Here is an 18,261-nt window from a genome sequence, read left to right as displayed (position 1 = left end):
ATACGTCACAAAAATTCCATTTGAGATTGCAATTGCTTCAGGTCATTCTTGGCGTTTTCCGACAACAGGACAGTCAATATCTAGTGGAAATATGTTGACTTTAGAAAAACCGACTCCTGGGGGCACTGTACAACCAAGATGAGTCAAGCGAAGACTTGCCCCCTTTTCTTTGTTCATACTTTATGCGCTAATTGTAGAATTTAGTCTTTTGCTACATTTTATTCTGTTGCCGTATCATAGGTGAAAAAGTGGAATTTTTAAATAATTTTGGTGACTTGCTGCCACCTATTATTTTTTTCCCGTTACTTGCTGCCGTATTTATATATGTTACCATTAGATTTGTGGGTGGGCACCTTGGTAAGGAAATACAGGAAGATGTCACGTTTTGGCTGTGGGGTGATTACAAAGACAATTGGGCTCGATCTTTCTGCTTATGGATGGATAATATTTTTGGGGAGAAGCATTTCTCAATCAGGTGTTTTTTAGCATCTTCTATAGCTTCAGTTACCTTTGTTGTATTTTTCTATTTTTTATTCTCTTCTGCTGGTGATGCTAGTGTTGGCCCTAGAGTTGGAGAAAACATTAGTATTTTGTCAGCTCTGTTCCTTGGAGCGATACTTAATATAGTCCCTGATTATGTGTCACTGTTAGAAAGTAGATATTTGCTTTCCAAAGTTGAAAAAATAGACTCATTTTTTTTACACATTATATTGCTGATTGTTGATGTCGTTGTTTCATGTTTGATAATATGTGTATCAATTAATATTTATTTATTGGTTATCGGTAAAAATGTTGTCTCTTTTGCTGAAATGGCCGGGGTCTTCAGTTCTTATTCAATATATTTTTATTCAACTTTTTTTACGTCTTTATTAGCTTGGATATATTTTATTTCCACAATTTTTATGATGCTCTTTTACAAGACCTTCCTGAAGAAAATTCTTAATATTGAAGGCGATCCGTATAAGCAGATAGCTTTAATAGCGGCTGCTTTTACCTTTATGGGTGTATTGATCGTTTATGCTTGTATAAAAGATCGTGATTTTAATGAATTATGGTGCACTTATTTCCCAAGTACCTGCCCGGCAGTTTATCGCTTAACCAATGATGAGACAAAAGCATTTTCTTATTTAACCAAGATTTGCGAAGGTATAGACCTACAATTGTGCATGCAAAAAGCTAACTCATATTATTTAGGAGACTCTGATAAAGTTAAAAAGCTATGGAAAAAAGCATGTGAAAGTGGCGAAGGTAGTGGGTGTTTAAATCTAGGTTGGATGTATAAAAATGGCGCAGGGGTGAAGAAAAATACCTTGTTAGCGACAAAATACTTTGAGGAAAGTTGTTCGGTAAATGATGAAAGAGGCTGTTATCGACTTGGGAAAATGTTCGAAAACGGGGAAGGAGTACCGGTTAATATTGGGAAAGCTATCGATTATCACAGAATAGCTTGTGAAAGTGGCTATGGCCTCTCCTGTGTGGCACTAGGGGAGAATATTATTTTATATGATGAAATAGATAATGTAAATGCTGTGGTTCCCTTTAAGAAGGCATGTGATTTGTCTGAGTCAAAAGGATGTGCTTACTTGGGCCATATGTACTTCGGCGGGAAAAATGTAAATAAGGATATTGATCAAGGAATCAACTTTTACAACAAGGCCTGTGGTTTAAGTTATGGTTATGCTTGTTATCTGCTGGGAGACATTTATCAGAAGGGGCTAAGTGTCGAACAAGATATTGAAAAGGCTGTACAATATTATAAATATGCTTGCCGCTTAGAGTATCTAAAAGGCTGTTATTTACTTGGTGGAATTATTGGGCCAAATACTGACATAAGTATTGAAGAGTCAACTAAGTATTTAGAGTATGCATGTAACTCTAATCATTGGGAGTCCTGTTTGCTTTTAGGGACAAGGTCAATTATGGGTGTTGTTTTCGAATATAACGAAACAAAAGCAAACGAATATTTTACAAAAGCAGAAAAAATTAGTGGGACTACTTTTAATACGGCTTTAGGAAACACTTACTTTGGTGAAGGTGATGCTGATACTCAGAATTTGAAGTTGGCGGCTTATTTTTTTGATAGAGGGTGTAAAGGGGGAGATGACGTATGTTGCACTAGTTTAGGATCACTTTACATGGCTGGTTTAGGCGTTGAAATCAATAGAGATATCGCGTTTGGTTTATTTAAAAATGCTTGTGATAAAGATTTTGGAGCAGCTTGCGCTCGTCTTGGAAATATGTATGCAAATGGGGTAGGGGTTGAAAAAGATTATAATCAGGCCCTTCAACTTTATACAAAGGGGTGTGGCCTTGAAGGAGGTCATGGTTGTAAGCAGTTGGGGGAAATGCATCAATCTGCCCTTGGAGTTGCGAAGGATGAGAAAATAGCGGCTAGTTTATATAAAAAGGCTTGTAAGGGTAACGATGCAGGTGGTTGCAACTTGATGGGATTAGCACATCTTGACGGGATGGGCACTGATCAAGATGATGATTTGGCGTTTAAAATGTTCGATAAGTCTTGTCAGTTAAATAGTCCTGTTGGGTGCAGGAACCTTGGGTGGTGCTATAAGAATGGCAGAGGTATTGAAGAAGACATTGATTCCGCGCAACTATTTATAAGGCAAGCGTGTGAGCTAGGGTATGCAGATAGCTGTTTTGAGGTTGCTAAAATATATGAAGATATGACACTAATGGAAATCGATTTGTCAGAAGCTGTAAAGTATTATGAAAAAGGCTGTAATCTTGATCACGCAAATTGCTGTTTGGAAGCTGGGTGGAAGTATAAAAAGGGAGTTGGAGTACCCCCGTCCGACGCTGCTGCTGTAGGTTTCTACCAGGATGCAAGTATATTAGGTTCGGCGTCGGGCTTTTCAGAACTTGGCTGGATGTTTGAACATGGAAGAGGGGTAAGTAAAGATTCTGTTTTTGCGGGAAGCTTATATAAGCGTGCTTGTGAGTTAGGTTGTAGCAGTGGCTGTAATAATTTGGGTTGGCTCTATGAAAAGGGAAATGGGGTAACCAAGAGTGAAGAGGCTGCCTTTGAGCTGTATCATAAAGCGTGTGATCAAGGGAATAATGTAAGTTGTTCGAATTTAGGGATAATGTATCTAAACGGGAAAGGAACTGAGAAAAATTTTGATCAGGCTCTGAACTACTTTGAAAAATCATGCAATGGGGAGAGTAGTTATGGGTGTAACGAGTTAGGAAATTTACATCGAAATAGCAATTACCAGGAAAGAGATGAGCTTCAAGCAATTAGTGCATATAAAAAAGCATGTAGGCTTGGAAATAAAGACGCATGTAATAGTGCTGGTTGGATGTATAAAAATAAGATAGGTGTACAAGGTGATGATAGCATTGCTGTAGGCTTATTTCAGAATGCATGTATTTTGGGTTCGGCGTCGGGTTTTTCAAATTTAGGCTGGATGTTTGAACATGGAAGAGGGGTAAGTAAAGATTCTGTTTTTGCGGGAAGCTTATATAAGCATGCTTGTGAGTTAGGTCGTAGCAGTGGCTGTAATAATTTGGGTTGGCTCTATGAGCAAGGTAATGGGTTTGAAAAAAATGAAACTGTAGCGCTTCAGTTATATACCCAAGCCTGCGATCTGAAAAATGGTATTAGCTGTAACAATGCAGGCAGAATTTTAAGATATGGGAAAGATACTGAAATAGATTTACATAAAGCATTGACCTATTATGAAGCAGGGTGCAAATTGGGAAATAAAAAGAGTTGTAAAAATATGGAACAAGTGAAAACGTCAATTACTGACGGGAAGTAATTTCTCATTACAATTGTGTACAAAGGGGTCAAATCTCTGTTAGACTCATTCCTCTTGTGCAAAGTCCTCAGAAGTCGATCTTTCTAAAGTCAAAATATCTCCTATTAGTCATGACTTAGTTAAAATTGAAAATGGTATTTGCACCAAAAAAAAGTGGGGAAGAAACATGACTATTATCATGACTGACCGTTGGGGGAATGAAACAAAAAACCCAAAAAAATGTGTTTTGGACAAAACACTAAATGATGTATTTCTTGACATAAAACTTCCCGAAATACTTCCCGAAATTTCGATCACTGATGGCGTTTTTCATTTTGATATAGTGAAAAATGGATGGGTCTATTTGGAGGATGACGAGCACCATTATTATCATATGAAAGATCTTGAGGTGGAAAAGATTCGTCAATTATGGGAGTGTTTTCACGAAGGAAACATTGACGATATTTTGGCTGAGCCCTGGATAGAAGGAATTCCAGCATTTAATGGTGATCGGTAAAATTGAAATAAGGAGAGCACAACAAATGCATAGAAAGGCGACCCAAACCGTCCAAAAAGCGGACGATTTGTCGACCTCTTGAATAGCGTTACAAAACCAAGATATCTCCTGATATGGTTAACATTGTCAACAAGAATGAAACCGACGATCGGCACGGTCATACTGCTTAGGCGGGAAAGAAAAAATATATACATACGCATTTAAAAAATTGTTTTTACTGACAAAAAAATGACATGCCGGCTCAAATGAGACTTTCCACATTTGTCTTTAGGTGGCACTGTAACAAGCGAGTTGTTCCCACATCATGTCAAGATTTAAAGAAGGAAAAAATGGCAACATATTTTGTAGGAAATTTCAGAATAACTGATGCTGAAGGTATGGCAAAATATAGAGAAACGGTAGTTCCCCTGTTACTCAAGGAAGGCTGTGAATTTCTTGTCATCAATGACGATGTCGAAGTTGTCGAAGGGAGGGAGGATCACCTGCTCCTAGCGTAATAGTTTTGAAATTTGAATCTGAAGAGTCGGCGAAAAAACGGCTTAACTCGCCGGAGTATCATACAATAAAGCACATGAGACTCAACGCTTCAGCAGATGGTTGAGCCGCCTTTTCCGAAGGCTTCCAGATGCCTGAATCAGCGTAGGGTTGTTTTGCCTGAGTCCACTTGAGGGTGTTTTTCTTGCAAACGTGGGGCATCTTGTTTGAGCCGGTCCAATACGATGATCTGCCGTCGCAAAGGGACGATATAATCTCTTAGTTGGGGCGTGGGTGATACCTGTTGCAGAAAATTGCCCATAAAGAGGCACCCTTCCTCCTTGCATTTACTATATAGAAAAGAGAGATGGCACAAACAGAGCAGCACAAATTTTATCGCGGAATGTTTATAGTAACGCAATAAACTCATTGATAAGAAAGAGGGGAACTGACTTTGAAGTTCACAATTGGTAATTTTCTTGTTCAAGAGATCCGGTTCGGGGCCAATACATCATACAAAAAAGGCCTGTTGACCATCAACAAAAGCGAGGCTTTAGCCGTTGTCTGCGAAGATGACCATATAACCGAAGCAGATCTCTATCTTGTCCATCCGGGCGACGATGTTCGTCTGCTCCCTGTCAAAGATGCCGTTGAACCTCGGATTAAACTCGATGGAGCACCGCTTTTCCCTGGAGTTACAGGACAAATGGTGCAATGCGGCGAGGGGATTACGCATGCTCTCAAAGGGTGTAGTGTCGTTGTGGTAGGACAACAGTGGGGCGGGTATCAGGACGGTGTGATTGATATGGGGGGTGAAGGGGCAAAATATACCTACTTTTCACAACTACATAATATTGTCCTTGTTGCAGATACGGACGAAGCGTTTGAACAAAAAGAACTTCAAAAGAAAAATAGTGCCTTGCGCCGGGCCGGATTGAGGCTGGCAGAATATATAGGTTCTGCGGTAAAGACCATGGAACCGGAAAAAATGGAACAATACGAAATGGTACCAGTTGCCGACAGGGTAATACCGTTGCCGAAGATAGCCTTGGTGTTGCAGGTCCAGTCACAAATGGAAAAACCCGGCTACAACACCTTATGCTATGGCTGGGACTGCAATCATATGGTCCCAACGTTCATTAATCCCAATGAAATTCTTGACGGTGCAATGGTTTCGGGCAGTTTTATGCCCAGTTCCTCCAAATGGTCGACATATGATTTTCAAAATTTTCCAATGATTAAGCGCTTGTATCAAGAGCATGGCAAGACATTAAATTTTATCGGAGTAATTCTTTCCAATCTCAATGTCGAATCCGATCAAAAGGAGCGATCGACACTGTTTGTCGTCAATATGGCCAAAACCCTGGGTATTGACGCAGCTATTGTAGCGGAAGAAGGATATGGAAATCCGGATACAGATTTTACGTCCTGTCTTGTCGCCTTGGAAGATGCGGGAATCAAAACCGTGGGATTGACCAATGAATGTACCGGCAAAGACGGAAGGAGTCAGCCGTTGGTATATATGCATGAAAAGGCAGATGCCATTGTTTCTTGTGGCAATGTATCCGAGTTGATCGAGTTACCACCTGCAAAGATTGTATTAGGTAATTTACAGGCACTCGCAAGAGACGGGATGTCAGGCGGCTGGGCGGATGACGAGTTATTAGGCCCTTCCGTCAGGCCGGACGGTTCGATCATTATGGAAAATAATGCAATGTTCTGTGGTGACCAGGTCGTGGGTTGGTCGACAAAAACAGTGAAAGAATTTTGAGGGCTTGAGCCATGAAAAAAGCGATAGTATACCTGAATCAATTTTTTGGTCAAATCGGCGGCGAAAGCACTGCAGGTCATCAACCTGCAATCAAAGAAGGGGGAATTGGGCCTGCTCAGGAGTTGAATCGGCAACTGCAACATGCCGAGGTAACCCATACAGTCGTATGCGGCGATAACTATATGGTGGAAAATGAGGAGGAAGCCGTAAAACAGATTTTAGAACTGCTTTCTGATAAAGAGTTTGATATTTTCATTTCCGGTCCGGCCTTTAAAGCAGGACGATACGGGCTTGCATGCGGAGCGGTCAACAAAGCTGTCCATGAAGCATTCTCCGTTCCTGTAATAACCTCCATGCATACGGAAAATCCCGGTGTGGATTTGTATAAAAAGGAGTTGATAATCTTTTCCGGTGGCGAAAGTGTCATAGCCATGGATGAAGATCTCAAAAAGCTCGCTGTGTATGCTGATAAAATACTGACAAATCAACCGCTGGGAACAGCAGAGGAAGAAGGGTATCATGCCCGTGGGAACCGACACCAAATCTGGAGAGACGACCAAGTGTGTGCAGCTGATCGTGTTGTCGACATGCTGTTGAAAAAAATCCATGATCAACCCTTTGAGTCGGAATTGCCCGTTCCCAAGAGAGATAATGTTCCAATTGCACCGCCGTTATCGGACCTGGCAACAGCGCGAATCGCCGTGCTTACCTCCGGCGGGGTTGTCCCCGTAAATAATCCTGATCACATACGCTCAGCTTCTGCTACAAGATGGGGGAAATACAGTATTGAGGGAATGGAACGATTGGAAGCAGATATTTTCAAAACCATCCATGGGGGCTATGACCCCACGGCAATAGACGCAGACCCCAACATATGTGTGCCGATTGATGTGTTAAGGGCCTATGAGGCAGAAGGGAAGATAGGCCATCTGTATGAATTCTTTTATTCAACAGTTGGAACTGGTGTTACTCAAAGCGATGCCGCGCGAATGGGTAGAGAAATAGTCGAGGACCTGCTTGCTGTAGATGTAGATGCAGCAATAATGATTTCTACATGAGGAACCTGTACTCGTTGCGGTGCAACGATGGTCAAAGAAGTTGAGCGTGCCGGCATTCCAATCGTGCAAATGGCAAATTTAGTTCTCGTGGCAAAAAATACCGGAGCAAACAGGATTGTTCCCACTATTTCTATCCCCCACCCACTGGGAGATCCGAATACCTCGAAAGAAGAGCAATGGAAAGTAAGACATCATAGGGTAGGCATTGCCTTGCAAGGATTGACGACCGATATTCAAGAGCAAACGGTGTTTGCGGTTTAACCTCTTGTAACTACCGATATGGGAGAACCCAGGCAAGGGATAAAGTTTTTACCCAGGTCTTAAGAGGTTTTTTCTTACTTTCTTCAGACCAGACCACTTTCGATTAATTGAATGGCGCCTCGCTGCACGCGGCGGTATTGTTATGAACTGAGCATAAGCGCTCAGTTCATAACGTTCGACCCCAAAAAGAGATATTAGATTATGCCATTAATAAAAGGTATTGGCGGTCTCCTGATCGACCTCGATGGTGTATTATACGTTGGAGAAGCGCCGGTACCAGGCGCTCAGGAGGTGTTAAAACGATTAACTGCAGAGGGAATCCCAAGGCGTTACTGAACAAAATGACCAATGAATTTCTTGGTTCAAAATTGTCACAGCACCTGTCAAATAGCATTTTTCGTCATACGCCTGCGGCAACAGGGATAACGATAGATTCTGATAATATTTTTGACATTTTACGTCCTGTTTTGTAACTTAAATTTCGATATTTGCGGTACACTGACGCGGATGTGCTCAAGTCTCTTTTGCTGGCGTGCTTGTTTTGCAGGAAGAAAGCCGCTTGGTAGGGTGTCGAGAGGATGAAAATGGGGAGAGGTTACCTTTTATTTTTCGGCTCTCTCGGTTTTTGTGCGTCTCGCTGAAAGGCGAAGTCTTATCACCATCACCATCCCCTCCTGATCAATGCATCTGTTACGCGTCCCGGCGAGACAGCATCCCGTAAGAAAGACAACCGCTTCGTGATTTCGGGACCAGGCCCGATTCATAAATAACCCCAAAACCTGGCAAAATACTATACCTACAAGCCATTGAGGAGGCATTCATGGCCAAGAAAATTATCGTTATCGGAGGGTCCGCAGCCGGACCAAAGGCTGCAGCCCGCGCCCGTCGACTGGATCTCGACGCCGAGATCACCATCATCCAGAAGGACCCGGACCTGTCCATGGCCTCCTGCGGTTACCCCTATTTCGTGGGCGGCACCTTTGAGGACCGCAACCAGCTCCTGGCCACCCCCACGGGCGTGGTTCGCGATCCAGGCTTTTTCCAGCGGGCCAAGGGCATCGTCGCCAAAGTGGAAACCGAAGTGATCGGTATCGATCGGCAAGCAAAAAAAGTTAACTGCCGTAATCTGCGCACCGGTGAAGAGGAGTCCCTTGCTTACGACAAGCTCATCGTGGCCACCGGCGCCGTGCCCCGCATTCCGCCCCTGCCCGGGAAGGATCTCAAGGGCATCACCACCCTGCAGTCCATGAAGGATGCCGATTTTCTGAAAAAGGTACGCGAGGAAGGCAAGGTCAAAAAGGCTGTCATTATCGGTGGCGGCCTGATCGGCATCGAGACCTGCGAAGCCCTGCAGCTGGCGGGTATTCAGATCACCGTGGTGGAAATGCTGCCCCAGATTCTCAAATTTCTGGACTGGGATCTGGCCAAGATTCTTGAGAATCACGTCAAAAGCAAGGCATCCAACGTGCTCACCGATGTGGGCGTGACCGAGTTTCTGGGCGAGGAGGGCGTGCTGACCGGCGTGAAACTTTCCAACGGCGCTGAACTATCCTGCGAGCTGGCGGTTATGGCCATCGGCGTTGCTCCCAATAGCAAGCTGGCCCAGGAGGCAGGGCTGGAGCTTGGCGAGACCAGGGGCATTCTGGTCAACGAACACATGCAGACTTCAGACCCGGATATTTATGCAGTTGGTGACTGCATTGAAACCGTTAACCGGATCACCGGCAAAAAGACTTTGGCTCCATACGGTGACCTGGCTAACCTCCAAGGCCGTGTGGCCGGCGAGAATGTGGTCCTCGGCAACAAGGCAACCTTTCCGGGCACCATCAATACCGGCATCTGCCAGGTGTTCGATTACAACGCCGGTGCTACCGGATTGTCCGAAACCTCTGCCAAAGCTCTGGGCATGGACATCGTTGCCTCTGTCAATGCCAGCCTGGATAAGCCGGGGTTCATGAGCGGCAAGCTACTCATCTCCAAAATGGTGGCCGACGCCAAGACCGGCCGTATCCTCGGTTACCAGTGCGTGGGGCCCGGTGACGTGGGACGGCAGGTTGCCCAGGGTGCCATGGCTATCATGGGTAATCTGACGGTGGCCGACGTGGTCAACGCGGATCTTCCCTATGCACCGCCGTTCTCCCTGGCGCTGGACCATTTCATCGCTTCGGCCCACATTCTGGAAAATAAAATGCGCGGCCTCTATGTGGGCCTGTCCTGTGTGGAGGTGCATGACAAGCTGGAAGCCGGAGAAAAACCGTTTCTACTGGATGTTCGAGATCCTGTGGAATATGAAGAGATGCGCATCGGCCGCGGCAACATGCTCATGCCCATGGGCAAACTGCGCGACCGCCTCGACGAACTTCCCCAAGACAAGGATCAAGAGATCATCTGCTACTGCAAGATCTCCCTGCGTGGCTACGAGGCAGCCCGGCTGCTGCAGAATCGCGGCTGGAAGGATGTCAAGGTCATGGAAGGCGGTATCATGGCCTGGCCCTATCCCAGGGAGAAGTAAATCGATGAGGTGACCGGCTGCTTCTTCCAATTCGGATTTCAGCAAGTAAGATGCCCGAAAAAGTATCGGCATCGACCGGCACCGCTGTTGCCACAAACGTTTTGACGAAAAGTGATATTTGGCTGAACGTAAACAGGGGCAGGCAAGGTTTAGCGAGACTGACAATCGCTCGCTAAACGTAGCCTGTCCCGAATGGCGCTAGGCCGGATTTCTCATCAGTCCAGGCGGTGACGGGTTCAAGGCTTTTGGTGGGAGATTATAATAGGCTACCGGAGTCTGCACTTACCTTTTACTGCCAAAATACTGAAAAAGATGGTGCCGCATGGACTGCCCTTCGGGCTGGTGCAAGCATTATCAACGAACACCGACAACCTTTATCGGTCTCTTATTAGGTGCGTTTACAACTGCAAAACTTCTTAAACCAGCAGCCTCCCAGTCTCCCACCAATTTTGTGTTAACCCACTTGCAAGACAAGGATATATTTACCCAGCCCGCGTTACTCTTTTTTCTTCTTTTCCCCCCCTTGTACGAGTGTATTAAGATTTTTGAAAGGACTGTGAGTTGTGGTAACGGTGTTTTCCGTCTCTGAATCCAGGCTGGGAAGCCATTCAGCGTCCAAATTGCGGGAGTGCTCGTTATCGTGACAGTAGATACACAGCAGTTCCCAATTGCTGCCGTCAGGCGGGTTGTTCCGGTAATTATGATCCTTATGATGCACTGTTAGTTCTCGTAGATTTTTGCCGGAGAAATCACGGCCGCATTTGCCGCAGACCCACGGAAACAGCTTAAGCGCCTGATTTCGATAATCGAGTTTCTTCATAGTTTTTTCCTTCCAACAAAGGAGTTCAGCTCACTACCTTGTTCGAGCGCCACATATTCAGGGATAATCACAGCCTTCATGACGCCGATATGTACTCCTTACAAATAGAGCAGCGGCAGCAGAAAGGAGAGCATTCCCCACATGATAAAAACAAGGGGAATGCCGACTTTCAGGAAATCAGAAAAAGTATATTCCCCCGCGTTCATGACCAGCAGGTTTGTCTTGTAAGCCATTGGAGTGGCATAGCTCATATTTGCTCCAAATAGTACCGCCAGAATAAAAGCTTCAGGAGGCTGCCCCATCTGACCGGCAATAGAAATGGCTATTGGTGTGCCTATAACTGCGGCAGCGTTGTTGGAGATGATATTGGTGAAAATCGCCATCATCAAAATCAAACCGCTTATAACAAAAGCAGGCGATGCATTCCCTGCCAGGGCCACGAAAACTGAGCCCAGATAGTCGGCGCCGCCGGTTTTGAGCATTGCTGCGCCCAGCGCCAAACTGGTCACCACAATGAGGATAACCTGCGCGCTCATGGCTCTAGTTGCATCTCGCCAACTCAAGCACCCAGTCAAAATCATCAGCAAGGCACCTAAGGTCGCGCTGACGGCAATAGGCAACAAGCCAAAGGCAGCCGTGAGAATAACACCTTTCATGATAAACATCGCCACTGGTGCCTTCTTTGAAAAGGGCAGATCCACCGTAGCATCAAGAATGAGTACCTCAGAGCGCTGTTTCAGCTCTGATATCTGTTCACGCGGCCCCTGCACCAGCAGAATATCACCATTCATTAGCCGGATATCACTTATTTCTTTATGGATTCGCTTGAGTTTTTTCCCCGTGCGATGAAGTGCCAGCGTGATCAAACCGTAACGATCAGAAAAACGATAATTACTCAGTGTGGTGCCGTTCAGGGGCGATCCTTCTGTAACAACAATCTCGGCTAGCTGTTGATCATCGGCCATTAATGGGTGATCATCGTCAATGGGAATATCTTCTGAGTCAGCAGGATACAGCGTCCCTTTCAGCAGTTTCTCATATTCTTTAAGATTGACGGGGGTGTCTCTTATCACCAGATGGTCTCCTGCCTGGAGTATAAAATCCTGATGGATAAACAGCTTATCTTCTCCCCGTTCCAATGCTGTCACCTTCATCTTGCCATCTGTAAGCTCCAGAGCTTTTGACAGGGGGGCACCTACAATGGGACTATCTTTTAACACGGCCAAATGAGCCGCAAATATTCTCGGCGTGCCGTCGGTTATAGCAATATCACGCTTGGTTATCATCCGTGGAGCAATAAGCCAGAGATAGGTTATTCCTACACTGCCGGAAAGCACCGCCGGCAGAAGAAAGTCGAACATATCAAACGTCTCCAGCCCCATTTCAGCTACCACCGAGACTACGAGAAGGTTTGTTGACGTGCCTATAGTGGTACAGGTTCCCCCCAACAGGGTTGAGAAGCCCATGGGCATCAGCACCGACGAAGCCGGAGATTTTGTTTTCAGGGATACGCTAATCAGGACAGGGAGCAGCAGCACCACAACAGGAACGTTGTTAATAAAGGCACTTATAAAAGCGCCCACAAGCAGTGTGAGCAGCAGTGATATGCTCGGACTGCTTTTCCAGAGCTTTGCGAGGAAGCGTCCCACCGGCTCCAGTCCACCCGTGCGCAGTATGCCCTGCCCAGCTACCATAAGAGCACATACAGCCACCAGCGCCTCATTGCCGAAACCGGAAAAAAATTCGACAGCATGTATGACAGTATCATTTTCTGCAAAGGGAAATATCTCAAACCCGACAATGAGGGCAACCAAGACCAGCAGGCTTGACGATTCAAGCGGCACTTTCTCCCTGCTGAACAGGATAAGGGCAAAGGCCGTCAGCACCAGGACAAAAACGGCATGCGGGTTCGGGGGCAAAGGAAGGTTCATTTATCAGCCACCTCAATAAAAAGTTAAAAGCGTATGCATGCACTATGGTGCTGCCACCCGGCGAAGAGATAGGATCAGGTGATTACAACAACTTCCACCTTAGAAGGAAAGTATAACAATATCATTTAACAATTCAACTATCAGCAGTCCTGCATAAGCAGTAAAATTCCAGAGCATATCTTTTTTTGTTCGCAACCACTTTCCGGCAGGCCGTTGCTTTATTTCCAATGATTGGTTCAAAAGTGTGAACCTAGGGATGAAAGCAAATCATTTTCATTGCGGTTACAGTAAGTTATGAGTAATAAAAAAAGAGATATCTGTATCATACATTTCCCCACTGACTTGAACACAAAGGGGAGACCATCAGTATTCGGACAGATAAAATCAAACAAACCACGGTTCGCAGCTATTCCTCAATGTTGATAGAGCAGAGCGTACACAAGACACTTGAAAATGACCACCCGTAATGGTCAACCAACTGCCTGGTACTCAAACAGCCAGGTCGTTTAAACGCTACATACGGAACCACTGATGATTTCCTCTTCTGCTGCCGATAAAGCTGACCAACCCACCTGGCAATACGTTCAGCTTGCTGACTACCAACTTCCGACCACGCCGGTTACCTACAGTGCAAGGGTACGGTTTGCATCTTTTCGTCGGCTGTTTCAGCGTGATATGCCCAGCCAGAGTCTCCCGCTCAAAGCTCAAGAAAAACTGTCCTCATTACCTGAGTGCCTCCTGGAAACCATTGCACCGATTCCGGACTGGAGAGATTCGGCCTCGGCTCTGAATACGGCCATGAGTGATTGGCTGGATAAAGATGTTCACCGTGCGCCTGTGATGGTTATCGTCGGCGCACCTTACAGTGGTAACAGCGAAGCACTTCAAGCCTTGGCAAAAATGCAATCCTGGCGCACCCTGGATAGTCCAGCTCCAGAGCAGATACTCACCGGAGACAGTGGATGGCTTTCCAGCCAAGTCACCGGTGCCGGCCCCTGGGTTTTACCCAACCTGGAGAAAGTTTACCTTCGTCATGCAGAGGGCCTGCAGCTTGTTCGCCAATTTATCGCCCACGCCTGCTCCGGCAACATGGGTAAGGTGATTATCGGCTGCGACAGCTGGGCGTGGGCCTTTATTCAACACCTCTGGAGCGGCCCAACTCCTGCAGTCATGACATTGCAGGCTTTTGATGAACCCAGACTGATCAAATATTTTCAGGGATTGATAAATGCTTCCACTGGAGGCCGGCTGCTTATTCGCCTATCAGATGACGGTCGATACGTACTGCCGCTGCCGGAAAAGCACGATACTGGTGTGGAATACAGCAACTTCTTGCAGATTGTGGCAGCTTACAGCCGCGGCAATTTCGGCATTACCCGAAAAATATGGTGTAGCAGCATGCAGACCGAACCTGGTGAAAACCAGCAGGAACACCTAGGTACGGAACAGGCTGATATGTCGCAGCAAACTATCTGGATCATACCATGGAATCAGCTCAAGCTTCCATCGCTCCCTTCGGACATTGGCTGTAATGAAGCTTTTATCCTGCATGCACTCCTCCTGCATAGCGGACTTACCCAGGAGGTGTTGCAGCGGCTGTTACCACTTCCGCAAAAAAGCGTCTTGGCGACCTTGTACCGTTTGAAAGAATATGAACTGGTGGAAAGGGATAATGCAGACTGGCAGGTTACACCGCTGGGATATCCGGCTGTACGCCAGTTCCTCCAGAGCAGTCGTTACCTGGTTGATCAGTTTTAGGAGAAAAGGATGGACAGTTCCGTTGCTGCCGCCGAAATCGTGCGGACTCTGATAGCAGCTGACGTTTTTCAGCTGGCACTGATTGTGATCGGTACATGGCTGCTGATCATACTTTCATCACGATCCCTGGCATGGCTGGCCAAAAGGTTAGCCGGTCGTTTTCGCTTTTACACTCTTTCCGCCATACCGATTCTTCGCCTGCTCATCATACTTGCCGGCCTGATATTGTTTATCACCTCAGTCATTGAACCCACCGTTGAGAACTTGACGGTTCTGCTGGGTTTGCTGGGGTTTGGCTTGGGATTCGCCTTTAAAGATTATGTCAGCAGCATGCTTGCGGGCATAGTAACGCTGTACGAGGCCCCTTATCGCCCCGGCGACTGGATAGAAATCAACGGAGCATACGGAGAAGTAAGAACTATCAATATGCGGAATGCAGAGATCGTCACCCCTGATGATACCGTTGTGTTTATTCCCCATTTGAAAATCTGGGACCAGCTCATTTTCAACGCTAATGACGGCAGCCAGGACCTGCAGTGCGCCGCGGATTTTTATCTTCACCCCAACCATGACGCAGCACAGGTTAAACAGGTGCTGCACGACGTCGCCTTAACAAGTTCTTTTGTACAAATCGAAAAGCCGATCAATGTCATTGTGCAGGAAAAACCGTGGGGAACCCACTATCGGCTCAAGGCATATCCGGTTGAACCGCTCCAGCAGTTTGACTTTATCACCGACTTGACCATACGGGGCAAAGCTGCCTTACGAAACAGAGGTGTGGAATTTACCACTGCCGTTTCCCTTGCCCAAAGAGACAGCTGATTACCTTGACAGCCCCTCCTCATTTTTTGCACCGTCCGGCACCTCTACAACCAGCCTTTGCGCCTGAAAAAACGAAGCATAACGCCGAGACTGGCAGAAAAAGCTATTATTCAAGATGCCCTAATGCATCTGCCGAATAATTGGGCCCGTTTTCCCTGATTCGGCCTTTACTTTTGCTTATTCGCTGCCTTACCGGCAGGAAGGTGTCAATATCTCTGAAACGTCGTCAGTCAAGCTGTCTTTTCACGGAAAGAAAGAGAGACGGTTATATTCGTTGACCACGACTTTACATAGCAGACAGGCATTATAACACGTTATCAATCCTCCCTGTAAAGGAGATATACAGCGCGAGATGATGCAGGCGCCCCATTAGCAAGCCACCGTACAAGTGTAAACCATTTCGCTCGATTTTCTAAATATTTCTGTTATGTTAAGGTGTAATTCAGCCTATATCTCACTCCATCTTTCGGGTAATCACCTTTTTTGTAGGGAGAACTCATGAAAATTACCTTTCTTGGCGCAGCGAAAACAGTAACCGGTTCCCAGCATTTGATCGAGGTCAATGGTCTGCGGCTGCTTCTTGACTGTGGCCTGTTTCAGGGAAGACGCAAAGAAGCATTTCATTTGAACCGGCAAAACCCCTGTGACGGTGATCTTGATGCTATCATCCTTTCCCATGCCCACATCGATCATTCCGGCAATATACCATGCAGGGTCAGAAACGGTTTCAAAGGCGATATTATCTGCACTTCTGCTACACGCGATTTGTGTGCCGTGATGTTGATGGACAGCGCCTATCTCCAGACCAGAGAGGTTGAATTCGTCAATCGTGCACGGGAAAGGGATGGGAAAGTCCCCTTCGAACCCCTATACACCAAGGAAGACGTTGTCCGTTCGATGGAACAGTTTATAGGCATGGCCTACAACCGTAAACGTCAAATTTTCCCAGGGATTGAGCTTACACTTATAGATGCCGGGCACATGCTGGGCAGCGCCCATGTGGTGCTTGACATTTACGAGGAAGAGACAGGCAGAGACATCAGACTTGTGTTCAGCGGCGATATCGGACGTCCAGGCATCCCAATTATACGCGACCCGCAGCCGATCACTGAAGGAGCCGATGTGTTGATCATGGAAAGCACCTACGGCAACAGGTCGCACCCCCCCTACCCCGAGTCTGAAAAAGAGCTGAAACGAATTGTCAACGAAACCTATGAACGCGGCGGAACGCTTCTGCTTCCTGCATTTGCCGTCGGCAGGACCCAGCAGATCGTATATACCCTCCATAAACTTTTTGAGCACGGCGATATCCCGCCAATGCCCATTTATGTCGACAGTCCGCTGGCGACAAGGGCGACCGACATTTTCCGCCTGCACCCTGAATCCTATGACGAGGAAATTCTTGAATTTATGCTGCAGGACAAAGAAAACGACCCGTTCGGTTTTGAAACGATGAACTACACGGCCTCAGTCGAAGAGTCAAAGGCATTGAGCGCGTCTGATAAACCGGCCATTGTCATAAGTGCCAGCGGCATGATGGAAGGAGGGCGCATTCTTCACCACCTCAAAAGCCGGATTGGTGACCCCAAAAACACCATCCTGATCACCGGATGGCAGTCTCCCTACACCTTGGGCAGAAGAATTGTAGAAGGGAACGAGGAAGTCAGTATATTCGGCGAAAAATATGCGGTCAGGGCCAAAATTGAGGTGCTGACCGGATTCAGCGGTCACGCCGATCGGGAAGGCCTGCTTGCATGGGCCAGCGTTATGCAAAAAAAACCGGCACACACCTTTGTGATACATGGCGAAGAGGAATCGGCCAATGCCCTCGCAGAAGCACTACGTTCACAAATCGGCCTACCATCAGTGCAGGTTCCTGAACCGCACCAGAGTGTTACAATATAACCTAAGTCCTGCACGTCGAATGTTAGAAAAAATAAATTCTATTTTAAAAAACAACATATTGAGCAGAAAATTGATTTGAAGTTCTATTCACGGTTTGAGTGAACCTATTTTTTCTCACCTTCAACGCCCTTCGGGATCGGCAATTTCACCAAATCTGCTACGTTACCGAAGGCTTGAAGTATTTTTATACGTCTGCGCCTCCGGTGCCTCACATCTTCGGCAGGTAGCGTAGACTCCGAAATTTCCAATTGCAGGATTTAGGTATAAACAAAAGGAACCACGACCAACGGGGGCGTATCGACCCATCCAAGTCAACTGTATACACCCCGTTGTTACCGAAACTGACAGTACCACGAAGAGGTTCGCCTCAACAACAACGGTCGGCTTGCTGGTGAGGTTCATAAGATAAATAATCGATGAAACAAAGAAGAAAAATACAAAAAAATATGGTACGGAATTCTTTGTAACCTTTTGGTTAATTCTTAGCTGATGCGGCAGTGCATTGTTGGCTACTAAGGTCAAAATTTGTACCTAGGAGGCTGTCGGATTGAGCAATTTTTTCTTCAAATCTAGGCATTGTCGAAAAAACAAACACAGCCATACAGTTAATATTGCGAGCATTATTTTTTCGTCAATAACGCCGAGTTGAGGGAAAAGGGTTTAGTCCGACAGGC

The 18,261-nt window shown here is 46.2% G+C and carries 13 protein-coding genes; 11 read left to right on the top strand and 2 right to left on the bottom strand.

The genetic code is table 11. From position 1 onward, the window contains the following. Positions 1-248 precede the first annotated feature (248 nt). From JWH17_RS02625 to JWH17_RS02585, 8 genes are all read left to right on the top strand, one after another. Positions 249-3,779: an SEL1-like repeat protein gene (locus JWH17_RS02625; protein ID WP_205221001.1), complete on the top strand. Its 3,531-nt coding sequence runs from the start codon at positions 249-251 to the stop codon at positions 3,777-3,779. Between the two features lie 166 nt (positions 3,780-3,945). Beyond that, the gene (locus JWH17_RS02620) at positions 3,946-4,275 is read left to right on the top strand and encodes a hypothetical protein (protein WP_205221000.1); all 330 of its coding nucleotides are present in this window, start codon (positions 3,946-3,948) and stop codon (positions 4,273-4,275) included. Positions 4,276-4,604: 329 nt separating this feature from the next. Next, a complete protein-coding gene (locus tag JWH17_RS02615; protein WP_205220999.1) occupies positions 4,605-4,772 on the top strand; it encodes a DUF1330 domain-containing protein in 168 nt (55 codons plus the stop codon). A 5-nt stretch (positions 4,773-4,777) separates the two neighbouring features. After that, entirely contained in the window at positions 4,778-4,876 is a 99-nt protein-coding gene (locus tag JWH17_RS24525) for a DUF1330 domain-containing protein (protein WP_205220998.1), read from the top strand. Between the two features lie 327 nt (positions 4,877-5,203). After that, positions 5,204-6,520: a glycine/sarcosine/betaine reductase component B subunit gene (locus tag JWH17_RS02605; RefSeq protein ID WP_205220997.1), complete on the top strand. Its 1,317-nt coding sequence runs from the start codon at positions 5,204-5,206 to the stop codon at positions 6,518-6,520. Between the two features lie 11 nt (positions 6,521-6,531). Beyond that, the gene (locus JWH17_RS02600) at positions 6,532-7,839 is read left to right on the top strand and encodes a glycine/betaine/sarcosine/D-proline family reductase selenoprotein B (RefSeq protein ID WP_232370841.1); all 1,308 of its coding nucleotides are present in this window, start codon (positions 6,532-6,534) and stop codon (positions 7,837-7,839) included. Positions 7,840-8,040: 201 nt separating this feature from the next. Further along, entirely contained in the window at positions 8,041-8,175 is a 135-nt protein-coding gene (locus JWH17_RS02590) for a hypothetical protein (protein WP_205220994.1), read from the top strand. 484 nt (positions 8,176-8,659) lie between these two features. Further along, positions 8,660-10,351 carry an FAD-dependent oxidoreductase gene (locus tag JWH17_RS02585; protein WP_205220993.1) on the top strand — a complete coding sequence of 564 codons (1,692 nt, stop codon included), beginning with the start codon at positions 8,660-8,662 and terminating at the stop codon, positions 10,349-10,351. A 496-nt stretch (positions 10,352-10,847) separates the two neighbouring features. On the opposite strand, the gene JWH17_RS02580 is transcribed toward JWH17_RS02585, so the two are convergent. Together JWH17_RS02580 and JWH17_RS02575 are read right to left on the bottom strand one after the other, a co-directional pair. Next, positions 10,848-11,171 (bottom strand): YajD family HNH nuclease, encoded by a 324-nt coding sequence (locus JWH17_RS02580; RefSeq protein ID WP_205220992.1) that lies wholly within the window; start codon positions 11,169-11,171, stop codon positions 10,848-10,850. Positions 11,172-11,269: 98 nt separating this feature from the next. Beyond that, positions 11,270-13,102, bottom strand: a complete 1,833-nt coding sequence (locus JWH17_RS02575; RefSeq protein WP_205220991.1) for an SLC13 family permease — start codon at positions 13,100-13,102, stop codon at positions 11,270-11,272. 531 nt (positions 13,103-13,633) lie between these two features. On the opposite strand from JWH17_RS02575, the gene JWH17_RS02570 reads away from it, so the two are divergent. The 3 genes from JWH17_RS02570 (at position 13,634) to JWH17_RS02560 (ending at position 17,587) form a co-directional block, all read left to right on the top strand. Further along, a complete protein-coding gene (locus JWH17_RS02570; protein WP_205220990.1) occupies positions 13,634-14,860 on the top strand; it encodes a hypothetical protein in 1,227 nt (408 codons plus the stop codon). A gap of 9 nt (positions 14,861-14,869) precedes the next feature. After that, positions 14,870-15,682, top strand: a complete 813-nt coding sequence (locus tag JWH17_RS02565; RefSeq protein ID WP_205220989.1) for a mechanosensitive ion channel family protein — start codon at positions 14,870-14,872, stop codon at positions 15,680-15,682. Between the two features lie 498 nt (positions 15,683-16,180). Continuing rightward, complete coding sequence (locus JWH17_RS02560; RefSeq protein ID WP_205220988.1) at positions 16,181-17,587, top strand: MBL fold metallo-hydrolase RNA specificity domain-containing protein; 1,407 nt, start codon at positions 16,181-16,183, stop codon at positions 17,585-17,587. Positions 17,588-18,261 lie beyond the last annotated feature (674 nt).

Source organism: Desulfogranum marinum (assembly GCF_016918565.1).
GTDB classification, from domain to species: Bacteria; Desulfobacterota; Desulfobulbia; order Desulfobulbales; family Desulfobulbaceae; genus Desulfogranum; species Desulfogranum marinum.
This window is presented reverse-complemented; position numbering and strand designations above follow the sequence as displayed.

What these genes read in the sequence shown, in the direction of transcription:
- JWH17_RS02620 (WP_205221000.1), top strand. Translation starts at nt 3,946, where the DNA reads ATGACTATTATCATGACTGACCGTTGGGGGAATGAAACAAAAAACCCA.
- JWH17_RS02615 (WP_205220999.1), top strand. Translation starts at nt 4,605, where the DNA reads ATGGCAACATATTTTGTAGGAAATTTCAGAATAACTGATGCTGAAGGT.
- JWH17_RS02590 (WP_205220994.1), top strand. Translation starts at nt 8,041, where the DNA reads ATGCCATTAATAAAAGGTATTGGCGGTCTCCTGATCGACCTCGATGGT.
- JWH17_RS02585 (WP_205220993.1), top strand. Translation starts at nt 8,660, where the DNA reads ATGGCCAAGAAAATTATCGTTATCGGAGGGTCCGCAGCCGGACCAAAG.
- JWH17_RS02580 (WP_205220992.1), bottom strand. Translation starts at nt 11,171, where the DNA reads ATGAAGAAACTCGATTATCGAAATCAGGCGCTTAAGCTGTTTCCGTGG.
- JWH17_RS02575 (WP_205220991.1), bottom strand. Translation starts at nt 13,102, where the DNA reads ATGAACCTTCCTTTGCCCCCGAACCCGCATGCCGTTTTTGTCCTGGTG.
- JWH17_RS02570 (WP_205220990.1), top strand. Translation starts at nt 13,634, where the DNA reads ATGATTTCCTCTTCTGCTGCCGATAAAGCTGACCAACCCACCTGGCAA.
- JWH17_RS02565 (WP_205220989.1), top strand. Translation starts at nt 14,870, where the DNA reads ATGGACAGTTCCGTTGCTGCCGCCGAAATCGTGCGGACTCTGATAGCA.
- JWH17_RS02560 (WP_205220988.1), top strand. Translation starts at nt 16,181, where the DNA reads ATGAAAATTACCTTTCTTGGCGCAGCGAAAACAGTAACCGGTTCCCAG.